This is a genomic window from Gemmatimonadota bacterium (genome assembly GCA_026706845.1).
Classification (GTDB): Bacteria; Latescibacterota; UBA2968; order UBA2968; family UBA2968; genus VXRD01.
In genome coordinates this window covers 32,182-50,335 of record JAPOXY010000124.1, presented here as the reverse complement: position 1 = coordinate 50,335, position 18,154 = coordinate 32,182, and the positions used below count along the sequence as shown (strand labels likewise).

The following is an 18,154-nucleotide window of genomic DNA, read 5'->3' as shown; positions in this document are numbered from 1 at the left end:
TCTGAGCGCCTGGTTCACAAGCGTCTGATAATTTCCGCCCCCTGCTTCTGCTCTCCCAGTGGATGAATCAATAAAGATTGACTGTTTTGGGCAGGTTGATGATATTGAGTAGGTTAGAGTATGATTCAAAGCATGACGAAATACAGGGACACCGCTATTTTCAAAAAACAGGGAGATACATGGAACGGCAGACATATGTGGTATTTCTCATACTTTTTATTTCCACCCCTCTCTTCGCGCTCACGGGTCGCGTCATCAACCAGACCCTCAACCGTCCCGAGCCCAATGTCGAAGTCTCGTACATCCTCCATGAGACTGGAGACGTCACTGTAATGCGCGACACCACCGACAGCAAAGGCCAATTCATCCTCGACGTTCCCTCAGACCCGGGCGCCGAACCACCGCCTATGTTATTCGCCCGATACAATGGCATAGACTACCCGGGCAACCCGGCACCAGCGGGCGACACCGTTGACATCTCCGTATTTGAAACCACGGAATCCGACACCGCCATATCCCTATCTTCACACCACATCCTCCTCGACGCCCAGGGTGGCACAGCCACATACATCTTCATCGTACACAACCACGGCGACCACACCTACCTCACGGGCGGCGACCACGGTCACGGCCTGGAAATACCCCTGCCCGACGGCGTAACCGACTTTATCCGCGCACCGCAAGGCGTACACCTGCACGGCACATTACTCGTTGACCCGCGTCCCATCATCCCCGGAAATAGCCAGACCTTTTTCACATTTGCCATACCCCCGTCCAACCGCATCGCACAACGCATCACCTATCCCACCGCGGGCATGGACTTGCTCGTCCAGCCGACTGACACTCCCGTCTCTACAACAGTACTTCGAGACCTCGGGGATGTGACATTGGGCACCAATGTCTTTCGGCGCTTTGGTGCCGAACAACTCGCGCCCGGCACACAGATCGACATCAAACTCTCATCGCCCGAGACCGCATTCAATTCGCAAACCCCAATATGGATCGCCGCTGCCAGTGTGGTCGCACTCGCAATCCTCGTCCTGTACATGCGCACGCTCAAAACAGTGCCCAATCGGCGCACAATACTGCTCGAACAAATCGCCGACCTCGACGAGCGATATGAAAACGGCAACCTCTCGGAAACCGATTACAAAAACAGGCGCAATGCCCTCAAAGCCGAAGTCATTGATCTATCAGATAGCAACTAATGAACACATCGGCCATCATCATACAGAACACAACCCGCCGTTTTGGTCATATCACGGCCCTGCAAGATATAAACCTCACCGTACCAACGGGATGTATTTTTACACTCTTTGGCCCAAATGGAGCGGGCAAAACGACCCTGTTGCGCCTCATCGCCACACTATCAAAACCATCAGCGGGCGACATCCGGGTCAGCGGTATAAACACCCGGCGCAATCCGCATGAAATACGCAAAAACATCGGATTCATCTCGCATCAAACCATGCTCTACGACGACCTCACAGCGCGAGAAAACCTCGCATTTTACGGACGCATGTACGGCCTCCAAAACCTCAATACCCGCATTGAAGAGGTTCTCCTCGCCGTTGGCCTGAAAAATCGCCAGCGCGATCGGATACAAAAATTCTCACGGGGCATGAAACAGCGACTGGCCATAGCTCGGGCCATCTTGCACCACCCATCGATCCTCCTGCTCGACGAACCATTCACCGGCCTCGACACATCGGCTCAGTCGGTATTATCCAGCATAATCACCGACCTCAAAGCAGAAGGCCGCACCATCTTCCTCGTCACACACGACCTCGCGCGGGGCCTCGCGCTCGCAGACCGATTTGGCATCCTCTTCCAGGGCCAATTGGTACACGAAGCATCGACCAAAGACATCCGTGAATCCGAATTGCAAACCCTCTACGAAACCAAAACCACCCTTTGAAAATGCCTCTTTTCTTCACACAAACCCTCGCCATTCTCCAAAAAGATCTCAAAACCGAATGGCGCACCAGAGAACGCCTCAGCGCCATGGCATTCTTCGCATTTCTGGTCGTAATTATCTTCAATTTTATATATGAACCCGGATCCCCAATCATAAAAACCGTAGCCCCCGGCATCTTCTGGATCGCCACAGCTTTTGCAGGCCTGCTGGGCCTCAGCCGGTCCTATGCCATCGAAACACAAAACGACTGCCTGATGGGACTGCGCCTCACACCCGTGGACCCGGGCGCGATCTTTTTGGGCAAAATGCTGGGCAACACCCTCACCATGCTCATACTCCAGGCACTCATCTTGCCCATCATCGTCATCTTTCTCAACCTGGAAATCGCACAGGAACTCCCGCGTCTAATCTTGCCCATCTTGATGGGCACCCTCGGTCTTGCAGCCATTGGCACCCTCTTCTCTGCAATGTCGCTCAACACCCGACTGCGAGAAGCCTTCTTGCCCCTGCTCACACTGCCCATTTTCATCCCGGCACTTCTCGCAGCCATCGAATCCTTTCGCGCAGTTCTCGAAGGCAGTGAAATCACAGACTGGCTCGTGCTCAGCGGAGCCTTTGTCACACTCTACATCGCCGCATGCCTGCTCTTATTCGAATATGTCCTGGAGGATTGACAATGCCCCAAAAACCCTACATCCTTCCATTTGTCTTCGGCATTCTCGCGCTCATCTGCCTATCTATCGCGCCCTATCTGGTATTCATTTACGCCGGAATAGAAAAAGAAATGGGACTGGCACAAAAAATCTTCTACTACCACGTCCCATCTGCTTTCTCAATGTTCTTGGGCAGCTTTCTCTGCTTCGTCTTCAGCGTCTTCTATCTCTGGAAACGCGACAAAAACTGCGACCTGTGGGCCGCCTGTTCAGCCGAAGTGAGCTTGCTCTTTGGCACCCTGGTCTTAATCACAGGTGCCATCTGGGCAAAACCCATCTGGGGCGCGTGGTGGGTCTGGGATGCACAACTCACCCTCACCCTCATACTCTGGCTCATTCTCGCGGCGTATCACATGTTGCGCGCCTACCTCGAAGATCCGGTTCAAAGTGCGCGCTATCGCGCAGTACTCGGTATAATCGGCTTCCTCAACGTACCCTTCATCCACTACGCCACCAAACTGTGGCGCACGCACCATCCCGAAGTGGTTCGCGGCGAAGAAATCAGCCTGCCACCCGACATGAAAATCGCTTTCTTCTTTTGCGTCATCACCTTCTTCGCGCTCTTCTTCGCCCTGCTCTTCAAACGCGTATCACTCGCAAAAGCACAAGACGAACTCGAATCACTCAAAGCCGAAATATAATTTTCTACGGAGGCATTTATGCAACACCTCGAATACATGACCGCGGCGTACATCATAATATGGGTCGCCATCCTGCTCTACTTCTTAAGCCTGTCCAAACGCGAAAAAGCGATATGGGAAGAACTGCGCGAATTGCGCGCCACCATCACCAAAAACTACACCCCATAGCCCATGGCCATCAAAAACGCCAAAAAAATCCTGAACCTGAAACGCCGCAAACTGCGTCAGGCAGAACAAAAATACCTCATAGAGGGCATTCGCCTATGCGAAGAAGCACTCAAAAGCAGTGACACCCTCGAACAACTCATCTTCTGTCGCGAAAGCATCGCCCGCAACACGCGCCTCGAAAACCTCTACCAGGCGACTCTCGCACAACGCATCCCCATCCAGCAAACCGACTGGCGCGCCTTCAAACACATGTCAGACACGGACACACCGCAAGGCGTACTCGGCGTAGTATCAATGCCGACATGGGATCGCAAAACCGTCCTCAACACCAATGGTCCATTCCTCATCCTCGACCGCGTCTCTGACCCCGGCAACCTGGGCGTCATCATGCGAACAGCCGAAGCCGCCGGATGCAAAGGCATCTTTCTCACCCGGGGATCCGTCGAAGTCTATAACCCCAAAGTCGTGCGCGCCACCATGGGCGCCATCTTTCGCATGCCCGTCTTCCCCCTCCAGGACGGACCCGCCCTGTTACACCAGCTTCGCCAGCGCAACATCCAGATCATCGCAGCACACACCAGCGGCATCTCCTTCCACAATCTCCAAATCCAAAACCCCGTTGCCCTCCTCCTCGGCAACGAAGCCTTTGGCATCGACCCCGCCCTCCTCGTCCTATCCCACCACACCGTCACCATACCCATGGCCGCCCCGGTCGAATCGCTCAACATTGCAGTCGCAAGCGGCATCCTCCTCTATCAAATTCACATTCTTAATCGCCCATAAAAAAAACCCACCCGCCATCTTCGCGAGTGGGTTTCTGCGATCCTCATCGTCCCATCAGTCAAATTCCGAAAGCTTGACCGTGCGCCCCTCCGACGCCGAAAGATCGGCGGCAAAATTGACGCGATGGGTCTCAAAAGCAATATCAAAATTCGTCCGCGGCATCGGCTCATTCGCATTGATACCATCGACAAACGCCTGGAACTGTGGCTCATAGGGATGATCTGCCACATCGCCAGAGTCAATCAGCGACGTCTCCAGCGTACTCCACCTCTCTTTGCTCATACCGTGCAACTTGTGCGAATAGATCCGATTGTCCAGCAAGCTACCTTCGGAACCCACGAGGTGAATATGAAAATAATAGGGCTGCAAGCAATCGACACACGAAGTCACCTTTGCCGCATTGCCATTGGCAAATTTGAGAAGAGAAACCGTGGTCGTATCGTATTCATACGGCTCAAAAATATCGGACCTCGATCTCGTAGCCAGGCTGGTCACCTCCTCCACATCGCCATCCATAAAAAACAGACACGCATCCAGAGCGTGACACCCTGCGGTGAGCAAACTCGACCCGGCAAAATCCTTCTTCACATTCCATTCAAATTGACCATACCAGGGACCAATCCCGTGGTAGTAATCAACCTCGCCATAGTGCAACTCGCCGAGCAACCCCTCGTCAATAATCGAGCGGATCATAGAAAAGTGCGCACTAAAGCGACACTCAAAACACACACAGGACTGCACACCGGCTGCTACAATCGCATCGCGCACCCGTTTGAGATCCTCATAAGACAGACATATAGGCTTTTCGATAAGCAAATGTTTGCCCGCCTCGGCAGCCGCAACCGCCTGATCCGCGTGAAATTTGTGTGGCGTACAAATATCGATAATATGAATATCGGGATCTGCGATCATATCATCGTAATTCTTATACGCCTTCAAAGGCGTGCCGTATTCTGCTGCAAGATCATCTTCGTTGTGATCCCGGCGAGAACATATCGCCGTGACATTTGCACCGTTGACCGCCTTAAACGTATCAATATGTGCTCCAGCTACCCAGCCGAGTCCAACAATGCCGACATTGAGATCGCTCATGAAAGCCTCCGTGATTAAATGGGGGGTGTATAATTCATTTGTTGTGGTGAAACGACCTATAAAGTTTTTTTAAAATTTTTCTTTTCATGCCTTCGGCGACCTACTTTTTGTCATCAGCAACAAAAAGTAGGCAAAAAATGCCGCTCTCAAACGCCGAGGGGCTGACACAGCGCAAATCGTTTCTGTGATAGTACACCATGCTGTGGCCTGCACCCTTGGAATGGAATAACAATGTCCGCTGCGAGACGGACTCACGCGCTGTGTCGATGACTTGAGACTTTAACCAGTACTATAGTTTCAGGCGAGGGTTTTTTCATATAGTATTTTGCCTTCTTTCAGAGCGGGATATAATACTGTGCCTACAGTGTTTCCGAGTTTTGCAACCTCTTCGGGCGAGGCAACAATAATATCCTTTGGTACACGGATATCGTGGAGGGCTATGCCTATCGCGACCCGCTCCTTGCGTTTGGAGCCTTCTATTTTTTTGATGACCAAAAGATCAATATCACTGTCCGAAACAGCAGTCCCCCGCGCATGAGACCCAAAAAGAACGATCTTTATGGGATTGAATTGTTCGATAATTCTGCGCGTCATTTCCCGAATGGCTGTTTCCATAACCGCAACCTTGCATTAGAGTTTGGGAATAGATTTCCCCAATTCGCTATAGGCTTGTATCATTTCGTTGAGAGCATCTTGTAGTAATTCTGTGCATTCTTGTATTGTCGCCCCTTCTGTCACCACTTCTGGCCAATCCAACAACTGCCCCATATAACCCGACGGAATTGGCGTATAGCAAGCGTTGTATTGTTTCATTTTAATCGCCTGAGTTTGAGCCGGAGTTTTTTTACCCCGGCTCATTTATTTTCAGCATCCCCAATTCACGAAATCCGGCTTTGAATATGCGGTTGAATTTCCTCGTATTCCGGAAAGCGTTTCTCCTTGAGTTTGGAGAACACCAGTTCGCCATCAACCGTAACCTCAAAGCGACCACCGCTGGACGGAATCAGGGTAATAGCTTCAATATCCTGCTTAAACGCATTGACAATTTGATCCGTCATCCCGACGGATTGTGGTTCATAGCCTCAAGATGCGCAATATTCAATTTCTATCCGGGCCATGTGACGCCTCCTTTTGAAAAGATTAAAAAAAGAGTGAACGACCATATTAAAGAGGCCGGTGATCTTCGACATAGAATGCCTCCCTATTATAACCTAATTATAAAATAACCTGTTTAAAAAACGCACCCGTGCGTTTAGGCAAAAAAGACGCGAGATCTTCCAGATCGAGATCCACGCCGAGATCTCTTGCTGCATGCCGGATGTTGTCCCAGCAATCCGCACAGTCACCCCCGGCGAGCAACCCATCAACCTGCCTCGAAAATTCCCTCGCCTCTCCGCGATCCACAGGAAAAGGATAATCAGCCGTGCGGAAAAAGTCACCAACAAAATCATAGTGCCGACGACGTTCTCTGGAAAAATCCGCATCCTCGCGATGTACAGAAAGCCATTCCGCCGCGCGGATGAGATGATAACCAAAATACGCCATTGCCGGATTGGAAATCCGCGCCTTGTTGTGCCTGGGACTCTCCACATGCACAGTGCGAATAACCGGACCGGGCCAATAAATATCTTTGCGATACCGCTCCGTACGGCGGTCATAGCCAAAGCCATCCAGTACAAAACCACTCGTCGAGCGAATCGTTAGCGCCAAACGCTTTTGTGAAAACCGATCGGGCTGGCGCGCCAGGGCTTCACGCGTAAAATCGGGAATCCCAAACAGCGCACTATACGCATAACAGAACACGACATAAGCATGTGACACCGGCAACCAGAACACCTCACCGAGCCGCCGGGACAGCGCATCGTATTTCTCATCCAGAAAAAACCGCCCGTCGGACAACGCATCAGCCACACACACCGGTTCTGTTGGAAACGCATCGACAAGACTCTGGATAACATCGCGTTTATTTTTCATGCATCATTTTCCGATTGTGATGCTTCAACTCTTCGGCGCCGTATCAATAATCTTGCGAACATGATCATAGAGCCTTTGTGCTTTTTCTGACGCATCAGGACGGTCTAAAGGGTCATCCGTCATTTCAGCGGCATCGTATCGAAAATTAACAGCATATGCTGTATATTCGACCAGATCCCAAAATGACTCGACATCACATCCATTCTCTTCGAGAATCGCAAGCAATCTCGCGATATTGTGGATGAATGGAAACTCAACACCAATAGCGATAATCCAGGCTTTTAACGATTTCGCTATCGTCTGCTGAACATGAAAACCAAAAATTTCATCATAAAATACTGTCGCATCATCCATGCCTTTTAATGCACGCAAATTTTTTTCCGCCATTGAAAGCATAGCACGCGCCTCATCAACCTCTTTCATAGAGTACTATTCCTTCTTTCAAGGCATGGGCAATGACATGACCGGATAATTTCCCCAGTCTTTCAACCTCTTTAATAAGTTTGACCATCACCCTCTGATTCTTTGAAATCAGCGAATTTGTATTTGCCAGATCGCCTGAATTCTTTCTCTATCTTCTGATAATGGGCGACCAATTGTCCAATATCGTGTCCAAATCTCGCTGAAATTTCATGTCGGATTCTGCGAACTTCATTAATCTCGTTGTCTGTCATTTTAATCATCGAAATTAACTCTATTCTATTTTGGTATATTCAAGCAAAGACGTTCGACCTTGAATGTAAAGCACTCGGACTTGCATGACCACACCGTTGCTATCTTCAAGTCCAAAAGCCTCATTGACTTTGAACTTGACAGGTTGGTTCTCGCCCCCATTGATAGCGATGTTTTCAGCATATAAATAGGTTCTGTTGTTGCTATCTAAGATGGGATTCAGTCGTCCCGCTAAGTTAGGAATGTAGCCAGTGCTCATGCAGATTACAGAACCCGTATTTTTAGCTGAAGGCAAAGTAACGTCAACAGCTTCGGAAGAATCCCATGAATCAACTATTAGTCCTGGAAAGTCGTGATGTGCTATCAAAAGCTTATAAGGGCGTGTAGTCGCTATGAAAAGGTGAGCAACACCGTCTTGATCTGTTTTGGCGGACTTTGTTGTACTATTGTCCGCGATAGCCACCACGGTTGCTTCCGATATTGGATACCCGCGATCAGAGTAAACCGAGACACGAGATGGCATAGGAATAGCTTCAAGTAATTTCTGTAGCGTACTGGTTGTCTGCGAAGAAGAAAGGATCTCTTTCAATTTGACTTTGAACATATCTTCTTTTTCACACGATGCCCTCGTGTTCGTCAGATTATTTTCAATTCGTAGTGGATAAAAACCTTCCGCGTTCACATCATGATCAATGGTAACCAAGTCTAACCGATAATCTAACCCAGGAGCGATGACGGCAAGCGTTGTTCGCATGCGGTTGCCAATAGTTTGAGAAGCTACGGAGCCTGTCAATTGATTTTCCGTTTTATCTTCCAAAATCGCCACCTGTTCCTCAAGAATTTGTCTCGGAGAATCCTTTGACTTTTTGGTGGTCAAGTTTCCCCAATAGTCTTCTTTGATCATAACATCCTCCAGTCGGGTTATTCAATAGCAAAAACAAGCGGTAAATGATCAGAGATGCTCTTGCGTGGACGACCTGATTTTGTCAAAAGAGAAGTCGCATTGATTGATTGCACCACTTCAAGTTTCTCGCTTGGAAAGTTAGGGATTAAATCGGGTCGTATCAAGACTTGATCAAATGTGTGCCAAAAATAGTTTCTTTGTGCAGACCTATTATAAAAATAGGTTCCCGGCGGTCCCGGTGAAGTATCTCCCATTCTTCCCCACATGGGATTGTATAGATATTTGTAAAAGCGACCCTGTACTGTTCGTCCTCGCTTCTTTGCAATTTCACAGTCCATAACTGTATGGAGACATTTGGCAGCAATCATACCGTCTTCAAAAGGATTCATATTGAAATCGCCTACAATAACGGATCGAGAATGCCCCCTTTCTCTTTCCACTTTCTCTAACTCTTTGCGAAATTCTTCTGCGGAAACATTAAAATCAAAATCGTCGCGGTCTCGTTTACTCGGGAAATGTATAGCTGCGATAATAACCTCTTTGCCTTTCTCTGTGTTGAATACGCCAAATGATCCGAATGACGAATCTCTTATGAGATGAAATTCTTTCACCACTGAATTATGAATAAACACCAATTTTTTCGGTGATAATTCGTACAGACTGGTTTCGTATTGTTGTGAACTCTCTCTTTGTTGTGAACTCTCTCTGTTTAGTAACTCAACGAGACGAGCAATGTCCAGTTTACACTCTGCCAAAATGATGAGAGCTGCATTTCGTTCAATAGCAAGTGTCCTTACCTGATCATGAATTTGTTTTCCGTGTGTGTTCCAAAACAAGAAATTGGGCATTTTTTTAACTTATTTTTTCGCTTTGTCGAGTTCGATAAAACGTGCATCAGCAACTTGCACAAGGGCTTCATCTGTTAAAGATAGCAACGGCATCAAAGCTCTTTCTCTTATTCACAAATTTTGAATACACAGCCCCTTATAACGAGCCAAACTCCTTCATACAAATTTTGCCATTGCGCTTCCAGATTTTCTGAGACCAGGTCAACCACTAATTTTTTATCTATAATCTTTAAGTCCGTATTCTCATAAATGACAAGAATACAGGGTTTAATTTTTGGGGTACTGTTCTTCTCTACTTTTCTTGCGATTGCTTTACAGATAGCTTTGCTTGCTTTATGCTCGTCTCTATTGCCAGCGGACCGATGACCGATCGGAATTTCAATGCTACATTTTAATATTGACACCCGTACCCGTATTTTGAGATGAGGATGATGAAAAATTTTAGATTTATCCAATCCAGATATTTTACCTACCCATCTGCTAAGCTCTTCGTAATTTTTTAGTAGTTCTGCCCAATCGGGTTGATCATTACCATCAACAGTTCCAATAATGCAGTTTAAGCGTGGAAAATCCTCTTCGAGTTTTTGCCTTACGATTTCTCCCTGTTTCTCTTGGTAACTGGACCCCTCATTTAATGGTGCTTCCGTAATCTCAATACCTATTTTATTGTTCTGTTTATCTACTGCCACGAAATCAGGAGGATCATTGGAAGACTGAAGCTTTTCAGAAAACAAATACTCTGTTTTGGTATCCTTACAATACCCCGGCAAAAATAATCGAAAAGTGTAAAACTCCCGGTCAAGAGTTTTGCGTCCCACTTTACGGTCAACTTTACACAAGTATGGAGAATTAAATGGTGTACCCTTTTGTATCTCTTCTTTCTGGCTTGTCATCCATGCCCATCGCGTGAGAATCTCATGTTGTTCAATCCAAGATTTATTTGAAATATGTCGTAAAACTTCCTCTCTATCAAGACCCTGAACAAAAAGAGAGAGAGCGTGAATATTGAGCAAAGTATCTTGAAAAGAATAAAAATCATTTACAAGGATTTCAGCAGCTACTGCTTCATCTTCCTTTTCTTCCGGGGGATTCTTTATCAACTTTTGTAGAATTTCTACACTGCTTGTTGCCGTCACGATAATCTCTCCACACGGATAGGCATTTCTTGTTCTCGAATATCGCTGTCAATTTCTGCGCGATGCGTCTTGTAGTATTCCCGCACGAGATTCAGATGATCAATAGTGAGTGCAGGATAAGCCTGTATCATATCTTCATCGGTCGCGCCCTGATGAAGAAAGCCAATCAGCGTCCACACGGGGATGCGCGTGTTGCCCACACATGCCCTGCCACCGCAAACACCGGGTGTTTTTTTGATTTTAAGTGCGATAATGGATAGTGCAGACATGTGTTGCGAATCTGGTTTTAGGCGTTCCATTGGAGCGACTGGATGTCCCTGGAAATTTATTGTCCATAATGAATTTGCCTGTCAATCTGGTCAGTAAAGGAGGTTATTTTTAAAATGGGTCAGAACGATGCGCCAAAGACAGTCGCAGTTTTCTTTAGATGCTTTCATTTCCCTTTCTATATCTAAATCCGTCTTCAATCGCACGTTAAGTCTCGATTTTTCAGTAGCTGACTTAAAATCGTAGTCCTTCTTGCGAACAACAATATTTTTTACTCTACCCTTAATCGTAAAGATGTCTATCTGGTCATTATCGATAAAGTGCGCCTCAATAGCATAACCTAAGTCAGAAGTAAAAAACCAGACGCTTTGGGGCGTCCTGACGCCATCATCCAGATATTCACTTACAAACACATCCTTAATCTTCTCCGGCGACATTTGGTCGGCCACGCGATAAAGTTCTTCAGTGCGGTCAAGGTAAGGACGACGCATCCCCAACGATTCGAAGTACTCGGTAAATTCCTGTTTCATAATGTCTCATTTGCATAGGTCTGGTTGAGTTCCTGTAATTGAGCAACGAATTTTTGCCAGATTTCAGATGATTGAAAATCTTGCCGTATCTTATTGGCCACAAAATTGTAGTGATTTTCGGTCCGCGTATCAATAGACACCTGCTGGTTTTCCCTTAGCCATCTTCGATATTCCTGCATCGATTCTGGTTTCCCATTCTCCACAAAAGCCCCTCTCTCGAATATCGCGATCAATTTCTGCGCGGTGCACCTCGTAACAAGACAAGACTCTCAAAGCATACTCAGAATTGTGTATTCTTTCAAGTGCTTTTCTGACTTTGCGTCAAATTTCCGGCTTTTGAGATCAGAGGCGCGACGGATACTTGAAGAACCGTATTTGCGCTTGACGGGTGCATGGTAGGTACGTAGATTTTGTCCTACTGTGCGTCGCATTGAAAAACCATCACAAGGAGCAAAAATGGCCGATGTCAAATCCACATATCAGCAGCTAATCGCAGAAATAAAACAAATCTCCCTATTGGGATCCTGTGCCAGTGTATTGGGTTGGGACAAACAGACCTACATGCCCAAAGGCGGAGCCGGGCATCGCGCCGAGCAACTCGCATTGCTCATGGGCATGATACACGAGCGCGTAACCGCCCCTCAAATTGGCGACTATCTCGCAGAAATAGAAAACAGCGATCTAATATCTGACCCGTATTCCGAAGCCGCAGTCAACGTACGGGAACTCCGTCGAGGCTATGATCGAGCTGTCAAACTACCCCGGTCCCTCGTCGAAGAACTCGCCCGCGTAGCCACCATCTCGCAGCAAGCATGGCGAGAAGCCCGCGAAAAATCGGACTACGCCCTGTTTCAACCCCACCTCACAAAGATCCTCGAACTAAAACATCAACAAGTACGTGCGCTGAACACAGGCGAAACATCTTACGACACGCTATTAGACGACTACGAACCCGGCGAAACCACTGAAAACCTGACCCGGGTCTTCTCGGGCTTGCGCGACGAACTCGTCGAACTCGTAGGTGCAATCGCCGAATCCGGCAAAAAACCCGATGAAAATATCCTCACACGCACATATCCCATAGACCAACAAGAAGAATTTGGAAAAACCGCAGCCGCGCAAATCGGGTTCAACTTTGACTACGGGCGCTTAGACATCACCACCCACCCATTTTGCAGCGGCATTGGACCGGGCGACACCCGCCTGACCACGCGGTATAACACACACTTTTTTTCCGAATCATTTTTCAGCATCATGCACGAAGCGGGCCACGGCATATACGACCAGGGCTTAAACGACGAACATTACGGCACACCCATGGGAGGATCTGTATCCCTGGGCATACACGAATCGCAATCGCGCATGTGGGAAAACTTCGTCGGCCGCAGTGAGGCATTTTGGACACACTTCTACCCCAAAGTGCAAGCCGCATTCCCAGACGCACTAAACGACGTATCTGAACGCGACTTCTACGCCGCAATCAACGCCGTCGCCCCCTCATATATCCGCGTAGAAGCCGACGAAGCCACGTACAACTTGCACATCATGCTGCGCTTTGAACTCGAACAAGCACTGATTGATGGCGGATTAAAAGCCGAAGATATCCCCGGCGTCTGGAACGAAACATTTGAAAAATATCTGGGACTAACACCCCCGGACGATACCCTGGGGTGCTTGCAAGACATACACTGGAGCGGAGGAGGGATAGGGTACTTTCCAACCTATGCCCTGGGCAATTTGTACGCCGCGCAATTCTTTGAACAAGCGCGCCAAGAAGTAGGCGACCTGAATGCACAATTTGCCGAAGGCGTATTCGACCCCCTGAAGAACTGGCTAACGGAAAAAATCTATTCGCAGGGACAGCGCTACCACGCAAATGAACTCATCGAAGTCGTAACCGGAAAACCCCTGAGCCACGAACCCTTAATGCGGCATCTCAGGGCAAAATACGAACCATTATACGGGATTTAGAGAACGGCAAAACCTTCTGGATCGCGGCTAACATCCTGCCGCGATGACGGCTTCATGCATAGCGTAACCGAATGGAGCGACCATTGAACAGACAACCCACAATCTTAGACACCGATCCCGGCGTAGATGACGCGCTGGCCATCATGCTGGCATTGGGATCCCCGGAACTCGACGTAATAGGCATCTGCACAGTAAGCGGCAACGTCCCTCTCAACACCGGCACGCGCAACGCACAGGGACTATTGCAACTATTGGACCGCACAGAAATACCCGTCTATGAGGGTGCGGACCAGCCCTTGAAACGCGACCCCGTATTTGCCACCGAAGTCCACGGTGAAAGCGGCATGGGACAAGCCGTATTGCCAGAACCATCCCAAAAGATAAAAGGCGACGCCGTTGACTTCCTGGTGCAAACCCTATCCGAACAACCGGGCGAAATCACAATAATAGCCGTCGGACCCCTGACAAATCTGGCACTGGCAGAACAGCGCCAGCCGGGAACGCTTCAAAAAGCCAAACAGGTAATCGTAATGGGCGGCGTCATTGCAGAAACGGGCAACTCAACACCCGTCGCAGAATTCAACTTTTACGCCGATCCCCACGCTGCCCAGATAGTCGTCCATTCGAACGCAGCACTACTGATCGTACCATTGGACGCAACGCGTCAGGTCGTATTATCCGAAACAGATATCGAAAACCAGATCGCACCCCTGAAAACAGTCGCATCTCAATTCGTCGTCGATGCCGTACAAAACGTATTCGCACTCTATCGACAACTCGGACGCGAGCCAATCGTGTACCTGCACGATCCACTCGCCGTAGGCGCAGCCATCGCACCCGAACTCCTCCGCTCAGAAACCCTGTACATCGACATAGAAACATCGGGCGACCTCACCATGGGCCAGGTCGTCACAGACCGCCGCGGCCTGCCCTCGCCCTATCGTCTTGGAGAACCCGTCAACTGCGCGATGCACGTCAATGCCGAAGCGTTTTTATCTCTATTTATGAAACGAGTTTTTTGATCTATCAACGGGCGGGCACGGGGACCCACCCCTACATACAATAATCTTGTCCAACTGTAGGGGACGGTCCCTGTGCCGTCCCGCCTGACCACCACCGTCTGACCTCTCAGTCAAGGCCGCTTCCGCAGCCTCAGATAGCTCTCGTAGCGCTGAAGCGCGATCTCCCCATCATCCACAGCCGCCCTCACCGCGCAATTCGGTTCGTGGACATGCGAACAATCGCGAAAGCGGCACCCGCCCAGAAACGGGTGAAAATCTCTAAAAAGAACGGGAACATCTTCGGGACTTATATCGTACAGATAAAACTCCCGAACACCGGGCATATCGCCGACAAACCCTCCCCCATCAAGCGCGACCAGTTCCGTATGGGTCGTCGTATGGATGCCCTCGCCCGTAGCTTTGCTAACAGGTCCTGTACGCAACTGCAACCCGGGTTGCAACCAATTGAGCAAACTCGATTTTCCAACGCCAGAAGCCCCCATAAACAGAGTAATCTTCCCGCGCAGAAGATCGTAAAACGCCTCTTTACCCGCATCGGAAATAATACTGGTATGAACCACGGGATATCCCATCGCCCTGTAAGGACCCATAACCCGATCTGCCCAGGCCTCATCGGCGAGATCGAGCTTATTGAGACACAGAGACACGGGTATCTGCTGCCACTCCGCAATACCTATCATGCGATCCAGCAAAATCCAGTCCGGAGCTGGCTCAGCCGCAGACACAATGGGAACAACCTGATCGACATTGGCAGCTAAGAGTTGCTCCCTATAAGACCCGCCAGACGCACGCCGAGAAACCTTATTGCTGCGGGGACGCACCTCGCGGATCATACCCCTATTATCCGCACCCTCAGAAAAAACCACGCGATCCCCAACCGCAACCGGATCAATCACTCGCACCCGTCTGACCGACTGCACGCGGCGGCGGCGCGAACCCGGCGCCGCTTCGGGATATTCGAGTTGCTTCCGCAAACGAGTTGACAGCGCGCACATCACCACGCGATCGGCAGTCTGGACGACATAATTGCCGAGGTGATGACGGATAACAGTACCTTCATTATCAGATTTAGACATAGCTATTCAGAGCCTTCCAACTGTAATGGACACCCCAAAATAACGCCCGCCAGATGTACTTGTCAAGCAATGTAGCCTTTGCAAACGGGTTGACATTTGACGGGGTTTTCTCCATATTTCCCCGACATTTACAGCCTGACTAAAAAAAGGAAAAATAATGAAACGCGACCTCAGCCCATTTTTGTCTAACTGGGATTATGACCCCACCGATATTTGTGTACGCAAAATTCAGGGCCTGGACGGACGGAAAAAATTGCAAGTACGCGTAGATCTGGGTGTAATGCAAATGGAATTAAATGATCGGCCCGACGGAACGCGTCCGCACGGCCATTTTTCATTGCTCGAATACTATTTAGACCAGCTTGAAGCCGAACAAACTCAATCTGGCACAGATGAAAACTTTTACCTCGACAGAGAGGCATGCCTCGAACTGAGCCAGGAGGGATTGTTATTCTATCACCGCTATGTCTGTCTGATGCGGTTGGGCGATTTTGAAGCAGTCGCGCGCGACACCGCCCACAATCTGGCACTACTGGATCTCGTGCGGGCTTATGCTAAAAATGAACAAGACCGGGAAATATTTGAACACTATCGGCCTTACGTACTCATGGTTCACACCCGTGCGCGGGGTGAAATTTGTTTGCAACAAGGCGATCATTCCGGCGCCCTGAATCACATTGAAGAAGGAATCGACAAAATTCAAGCATGTGTGGTAAATTCCGGTATTGAAGCAGACGAAGAAATCGAAGCCCTTTCGGAATGGGCCGAAGAAATAGAACGCGACCGTCCAATCACATTGCAACAAAAACTGGCACAACAACTCCAAAAAGCCATTGCCGAAGAGCGATATGAACAGGCAGCTCGGTTGAGAGACAGACTCAGTTCGCTGGAAAAAAACAATTTGTGAAAGCCACAACCCGGGCATCACAATACAAAACATCCTGATTCTAAACACCAATGTGTTTCCGAATCGGGATTTTTTGTATAATGGCAGGGGGAAAAGAAGTGGGCTATGAATGGATCATAATCAGACGACACCTCTTCAGCGTTAGTCGTCGCATGGGATTAACCACAATCATTGCCATCATAGGCGTCGGACTGGGAGTTGGGGCACTCGTCATCACCCTATCGGTAATGAATGGCTATGCAGACATGATCTTTGACCGCCAGGTAGGCATCAATCCCCATATAACCGTGCGGCGTCCATACAGCGAACGCATCGAAAATTACGCCCCCATCGTCCAATTGCTCGAACAACACCCGGAAGTGGTCGGTGCCAACCCCGTCATAGAAACAGAGGGTTATGTATTGAGCAGGGTCAAAGATGTGGGCACCGTCACATCGGGCGTATTGGTGCGAGGCGTAGATGGCATTGTGAAAAGCAGCGACATCGCCCATCATATAACCGACGGCAAAATGGAATTGACGCGCATTGAAGGCAACACCTTTGGAATCGCAATAGGCAAAACACTCGCCGAAAAACTGGGCACCTCCGTAGGATCAAAAATTCGCCTGCTGGTCGCCCCCAAAGACCTCGCCACAGCCCGCATGCCTCCCCTTCGCCAATATGTGATAACCGGCATTTTTGAAACGGGATTTTACGAATTTGACGCCTCACTAATCTACGTATCTCTCGCGGCTGCACAACGAGACCTGCAATGGGGCGACCTGGCGACCGGCATTCAAGTGCGCCTCGTCAATGCTTTTGAAGCCGACCGCGTCAGCGTTGAATTGCGAGAGACACTGGTAGCAACGTATTCCGATATGTTCCCCACATCGTGGATGTATGCCCAGGGCAATCTGTACGCGTGGATCTGGTTGCAAAAATGGGCGAGCTTTGTCGTCTTGAGCTTAATCGTAATAGTCGCGGGATTCAACATCATCAGCATACTAACCATGGCCGTAAATGAGCGCAGACGCGAAATTGGCATCTTAAAAGCAATGGGCGCAGCCCCCAAAAGCATCGCCCGAATTTTCTCCCGGGAAGGTCTGATAATCGGCGCGAGCGGCGTGTTATTCGGCAACATATTGGGCGGGGGCCTGTGCTGGATACAAAAGGTCTATGCACCCATATCGCTCTCCGGCGATATTTACTTCATCAACGCCCTCCCCGTAACCATAAACATAGGGGACTTTGCGATGACCTCTGCACTGGCATTGTTATTATGCCTCGTATTTGCCCGCTGGCCCGCAAAACGAGCGGCAATACTGGACCCCGTAGAAGCGATCAGATATGAATAACACCTGCGAATACTTCATCGCGCGGCGATATATGCGCGCCATGCGCCGGCAGCGCCAGATATCGTTAACCGCGACCATAGCTATTGCAGGCGTAACCATTGGGGTTGCCGCCCTCGTAATAGTCCTGTCCGTTTTCAACGGCTTCTCGTCCCTATTGTGGGACAGCCTGTTGAGCGTAAGCCCGCATATCGTCGTACA

Annotated in this window: 22 protein-coding genes and 1 pseudogene; 11 read left to right on the top strand and 12 right to left on the bottom strand. The window is 49.2% G+C overall.

Annotated elements, in window-relative coordinates; translation table 11 throughout:
* The first annotated feature begins 179 nt into the window (after positions 1-179).
* Genes OXG87_12215 through OXG87_12190 form a run of 6 tightly spaced genes read left to right on the top strand, consistent with a single transcriptional unit; the run spans position 180 to position 4,223 of the window.
* Entirely contained in the window at positions 180-1,208 is a 1,029-nt protein-coding gene (locus OXG87_12215) for a hypothetical protein (GenBank protein ID MCY3870315.1), read from the top strand.
* Positions 1,208-1,918, top strand: coding sequence for a heme ABC exporter ATP-binding protein CcmA (gene ccmA, locus OXG87_12210; GenBank protein MCY3870314.1), 711 nt, complete (start codon positions 1,208-1,210; stop codon positions 1,916-1,918). The genes OXG87_12215 and ccmA overlap by 1 nt, the downstream gene beginning before the upstream one ends.
* A gap of 2 nt (positions 1,919-1,920) precedes the next feature.
* On the top strand, positions 1,921-2,592 hold the full coding sequence (locus tag OXG87_12205; GenBank protein MCY3870313.1) for a heme exporter protein CcmB: 672 nt from the start codon (positions 1,921-1,923) through the stop codon (positions 2,590-2,592).
* A 2-nt stretch (positions 2,593-2,594) separates the two neighbouring features.
* Positions 2,595-3,272 (top strand): cytochrome c biogenesis protein CcsA, encoded by a 678-nt coding sequence (gene ccsA / locus OXG87_12200; GenBank protein ID MCY3870312.1) that lies wholly within the window; start codon positions 2,595-2,597, stop codon positions 3,270-3,272.
* 18 nt (positions 3,273-3,290) lie between these two features.
* The gene (locus OXG87_12195) at positions 3,291-3,440 is read left to right on the top strand and encodes a CcmD family protein (GenBank protein ID MCY3870311.1); all 150 of its coding nucleotides are present in this window, start codon (positions 3,291-3,293) and stop codon (positions 3,438-3,440) included.
* A 3-nt stretch (positions 3,441-3,443) separates the two neighbouring features.
* On the top strand, positions 3,444-4,223 hold the full coding sequence (locus OXG87_12190) for an RNA methyltransferase (GenBank protein MCY3870310.1): 780 nt from the start codon (positions 3,444-3,446) through the stop codon (positions 4,221-4,223).
* A 54-nt stretch (positions 4,224-4,277) separates the two neighbouring features.
* Here the strand turns inward: OXG87_12190 and OXG87_12185 are convergent, their stop codons facing one another.
* From OXG87_12185 to OXG87_12135, 11 genes and pseudogenes are all read right to left on the bottom strand, one after another.
* Positions 4,278-5,315, bottom strand: coding sequence for a Gfo/Idh/MocA family oxidoreductase (locus tag OXG87_12185; GenBank protein ID MCY3870309.1), 1,038 nt, complete (start codon positions 5,313-5,315; stop codon positions 4,278-4,280).
* A gap of 297 nt (positions 5,316-5,612) precedes the next feature.
* On the bottom strand, positions 5,613-5,930 hold the full coding sequence (locus OXG87_12180) for a nucleotidyltransferase domain-containing protein (GenBank protein ID MCY3870308.1): 318 nt from the start codon (positions 5,928-5,930) through the stop codon (positions 5,613-5,615).
* 15 nt (positions 5,931-5,945) lie between these two features.
* Positions 5,946-6,128 carry a type II toxin-antitoxin system HicB family antitoxin gene (locus OXG87_12175; protein ID MCY3870307.1) on the bottom strand — a complete coding sequence of 61 codons (183 nt, stop codon included), beginning with the start codon at positions 6,126-6,128 and terminating at the stop codon, positions 5,946-5,948.
* 65 nt (positions 6,129-6,193) lie between these two features.
* Positions 6,194-6,382: pseudogene (locus OXG87_12170) on the bottom strand (Rdx family protein).
* A 148-nt stretch (positions 6,383-6,530) separates the two neighbouring features.
* The gene (locus OXG87_12165) at positions 6,531-7,289 is read right to left on the bottom strand and encodes a hypothetical protein (protein ID MCY3870306.1); all 759 of its coding nucleotides are present in this window, start codon (positions 7,287-7,289) and stop codon (positions 6,531-6,533) included.
* A gap of 24 nt (positions 7,290-7,313) precedes the next feature.
* The gene (locus tag OXG87_12160; protein MCY3870305.1) at positions 7,314-7,712 is read right to left on the bottom strand and encodes a HEPN domain-containing protein; all 399 of its coding nucleotides are present in this window, start codon (positions 7,710-7,712) and stop codon (positions 7,314-7,316) included.
* Between the two features lie 271 nt (positions 7,713-7,983).
* Entirely contained in the window at positions 7,984-8,865 is an 882-nt protein-coding gene (locus OXG87_12155; GenBank protein MCY3870304.1) for a hypothetical protein, read from the bottom strand.
* Positions 8,866-8,882: 17 nt separating this feature from the next.
* Entirely contained in the window at positions 8,883-9,713 is an 831-nt protein-coding gene (locus OXG87_12150; protein MCY3870303.1) for a hypothetical protein, read from the bottom strand.
* A gap of 107 nt (positions 9,714-9,820) precedes the next feature.
* Positions 9,821-10,849, bottom strand: a complete 1,029-nt coding sequence (locus tag OXG87_12145; GenBank protein ID MCY3870302.1) for a hypothetical protein — start codon at positions 10,847-10,849, stop codon at positions 9,821-9,823.
* Positions 10,846-11,148 carry a DUF433 domain-containing protein gene (locus tag OXG87_12140; GenBank protein MCY3870301.1) on the bottom strand — a complete coding sequence of 101 codons (303 nt, stop codon included), beginning with the start codon at positions 11,146-11,148 and terminating at the stop codon, positions 10,846-10,848. Before OXG87_12140 ends, OXG87_12145 begins: the two co-directional genes overlap by 4 nt.
* 60 nt (positions 11,149-11,208) lie before the next feature.
* Positions 11,209-11,646: a hypothetical protein gene (locus OXG87_12135; protein MCY3870300.1), complete on the bottom strand. Its 438-nt coding sequence runs from the start codon at positions 11,644-11,646 to the stop codon at positions 11,209-11,211.
* A gap of 456 nt (positions 11,647-12,102) precedes the next feature.
* Here OXG87_12135 and OXG87_12130 point away from each other — a divergent pair, with 456 nt between their 5' ends.
* Entirely contained in the window at positions 12,103-13,617 is a 1,515-nt protein-coding gene (locus OXG87_12130; GenBank protein MCY3870299.1) for a carboxypeptidase M32, read from the top strand.
* Positions 13,618-13,700: 83 nt separating this feature from the next.
* Positions 13,701-14,639: a nucleoside hydrolase gene (locus OXG87_12125; GenBank protein ID MCY3870298.1), complete on the top strand. Its 939-nt coding sequence runs from the start codon at positions 13,701-13,703 to the stop codon at positions 14,637-14,639.
* Between the two features lie 110 nt (positions 14,640-14,749).
* On the opposite strand, the gene rsgA is transcribed toward OXG87_12125, so the two are convergent.
* Positions 14,750-15,715: a ribosome small subunit-dependent GTPase A gene (gene rsgA, locus OXG87_12120; GenBank protein ID MCY3870297.1), complete on the bottom strand. Its 966-nt coding sequence runs from the start codon at positions 15,713-15,715 to the stop codon at positions 14,750-14,752.
* A 157-nt stretch (positions 15,716-15,872) separates the two neighbouring features.
* On the opposite strand from rsgA, the gene OXG87_12115 reads away from it, so the two are divergent.
* The 3 genes from OXG87_12115 to OXG87_12105 all read left to right on the top strand — a co-directional run.
* Positions 15,873-16,622: a UvrB/UvrC motif-containing protein gene (locus tag OXG87_12115; protein MCY3870296.1), complete on the top strand. Its 750-nt coding sequence runs from the start codon at positions 15,873-15,875 to the stop codon at positions 16,620-16,622.
* Positions 16,623-16,702: 80 nt separating this feature from the next.
* Complete coding sequence (locus OXG87_12110; GenBank protein ID MCY3870295.1) at positions 16,703-17,956, top strand: ABC transporter permease; 1,254 nt, start codon at positions 16,703-16,705, stop codon at positions 17,954-17,956.
* The coding region (locus tag OXG87_12105) for a lipoprotein-releasing system transmembrane subunit LolC (protein ID MCY3870294.1) at positions 17,949-18,154 on the top strand (206 nt) is incomplete at its 3' end. The genes OXG87_12110 and OXG87_12105, both read left to right, overlap by 8 nt.

Coding starts and splice junctions, on each gene's coding strand:
- OXG87_12155 (MCY3870304.1), bottom strand. CDS start 8,865: ATGATCAAAGAAGACTATTGGGGAAACTTGACCACCAAAAAGTCAAAG.
- OXG87_12165 (MCY3870306.1), bottom strand. CDS start 7,289: ATGAAAAATAAACGCGATGTTATCCAGAGTCTTGTCGATGCGTTTCCA.
- OXG87_12195 (MCY3870311.1), top strand. CDS start 3,291: ATGCAACACCTCGAATACATGACCGCGGCGTACATCATAATATGGGTC.
- OXG87_12115 (MCY3870296.1), top strand. CDS start 15,873: ATGAAACGCGACCTCAGCCCATTTTTGTCTAACTGGGATTATGACCCC.
- OXG87_12205 (MCY3870313.1), top strand. CDS start 1,921: ATGCCTCTTTTCTTCACACAAACCCTCGCCATTCTCCAAAAAGATCTC.
- OXG87_12130 (MCY3870299.1), top strand. CDS start 12,103: ATGGCCGATGTCAAATCCACATATCAGCAGCTAATCGCAGAAATAAAA.
- OXG87_12160 (MCY3870305.1), bottom strand. CDS start 7,712: ATGAAAGAGGTTGATGAGGCGCGTGCTATGCTTTCAATGGCGGAAAAA.
- OXG87_12140 (MCY3870301.1), bottom strand. CDS start 11,148: ATGGAACGCCTAAAACCAGATTCGCAACACATGTCTGCACTATCCATT.
- OXG87_12110 (MCY3870295.1), top strand. CDS start 16,703: ATGGCAGGGGGAAAAGAAGTGGGCTATGAATGGATCATAATCAGACGA.
- OXG87_12150 (MCY3870303.1), bottom strand. CDS start 9,713: ATGCCCAATTTCTTGTTTTGGAACACACACGGAAAACAAATTCATGAT.
- OXG87_12175 (MCY3870307.1), bottom strand. CDS start 6,128: ATGAAACAATACAACGCTTGCTATACGCCAATTCCGTCGGGTTATATG.
- ccsA (MCY3870312.1), top strand. CDS start 2,595: ATGCCCCAAAAACCCTACATCCTTCCATTTGTCTTCGGCATTCTCGCG.
- OXG87_12185 (MCY3870309.1), bottom strand. CDS start 5,315: ATGAGCGATCTCAATGTCGGCATTGTTGGACTCGGCTGGGTAGCTGGA.
- rsgA (MCY3870297.1), bottom strand. CDS start 15,715: ATGTCTAAATCTGATAATGAAGGTACTGTTATCCGTCATCACCTCGGC.
- OXG87_12190 (MCY3870310.1), top strand. CDS start 3,444: ATGGCCATCAAAAACGCCAAAAAAATCCTGAACCTGAAACGCCGCAAA.
- OXG87_12215 (MCY3870315.1), top strand. CDS start 180: ATGGAACGGCAGACATATGTGGTATTTCTCATACTTTTTATTTCCACC.
- OXG87_12180 (MCY3870308.1), bottom strand. CDS start 5,930: ATGGAAACAGCCATTCGGGAAATGACGCGCAGAATTATCGAACAATTC.
- ccmA (MCY3870314.1), top strand. CDS start 1,208: ATGAACACATCGGCCATCATCATACAGAACACAACCCGCCGTTTTGGT.
- OXG87_12135 (MCY3870300.1), bottom strand. CDS start 11,646: ATGAAACAGGAATTTACCGAGTACTTCGAATCGTTGGGGATGCGTCGT.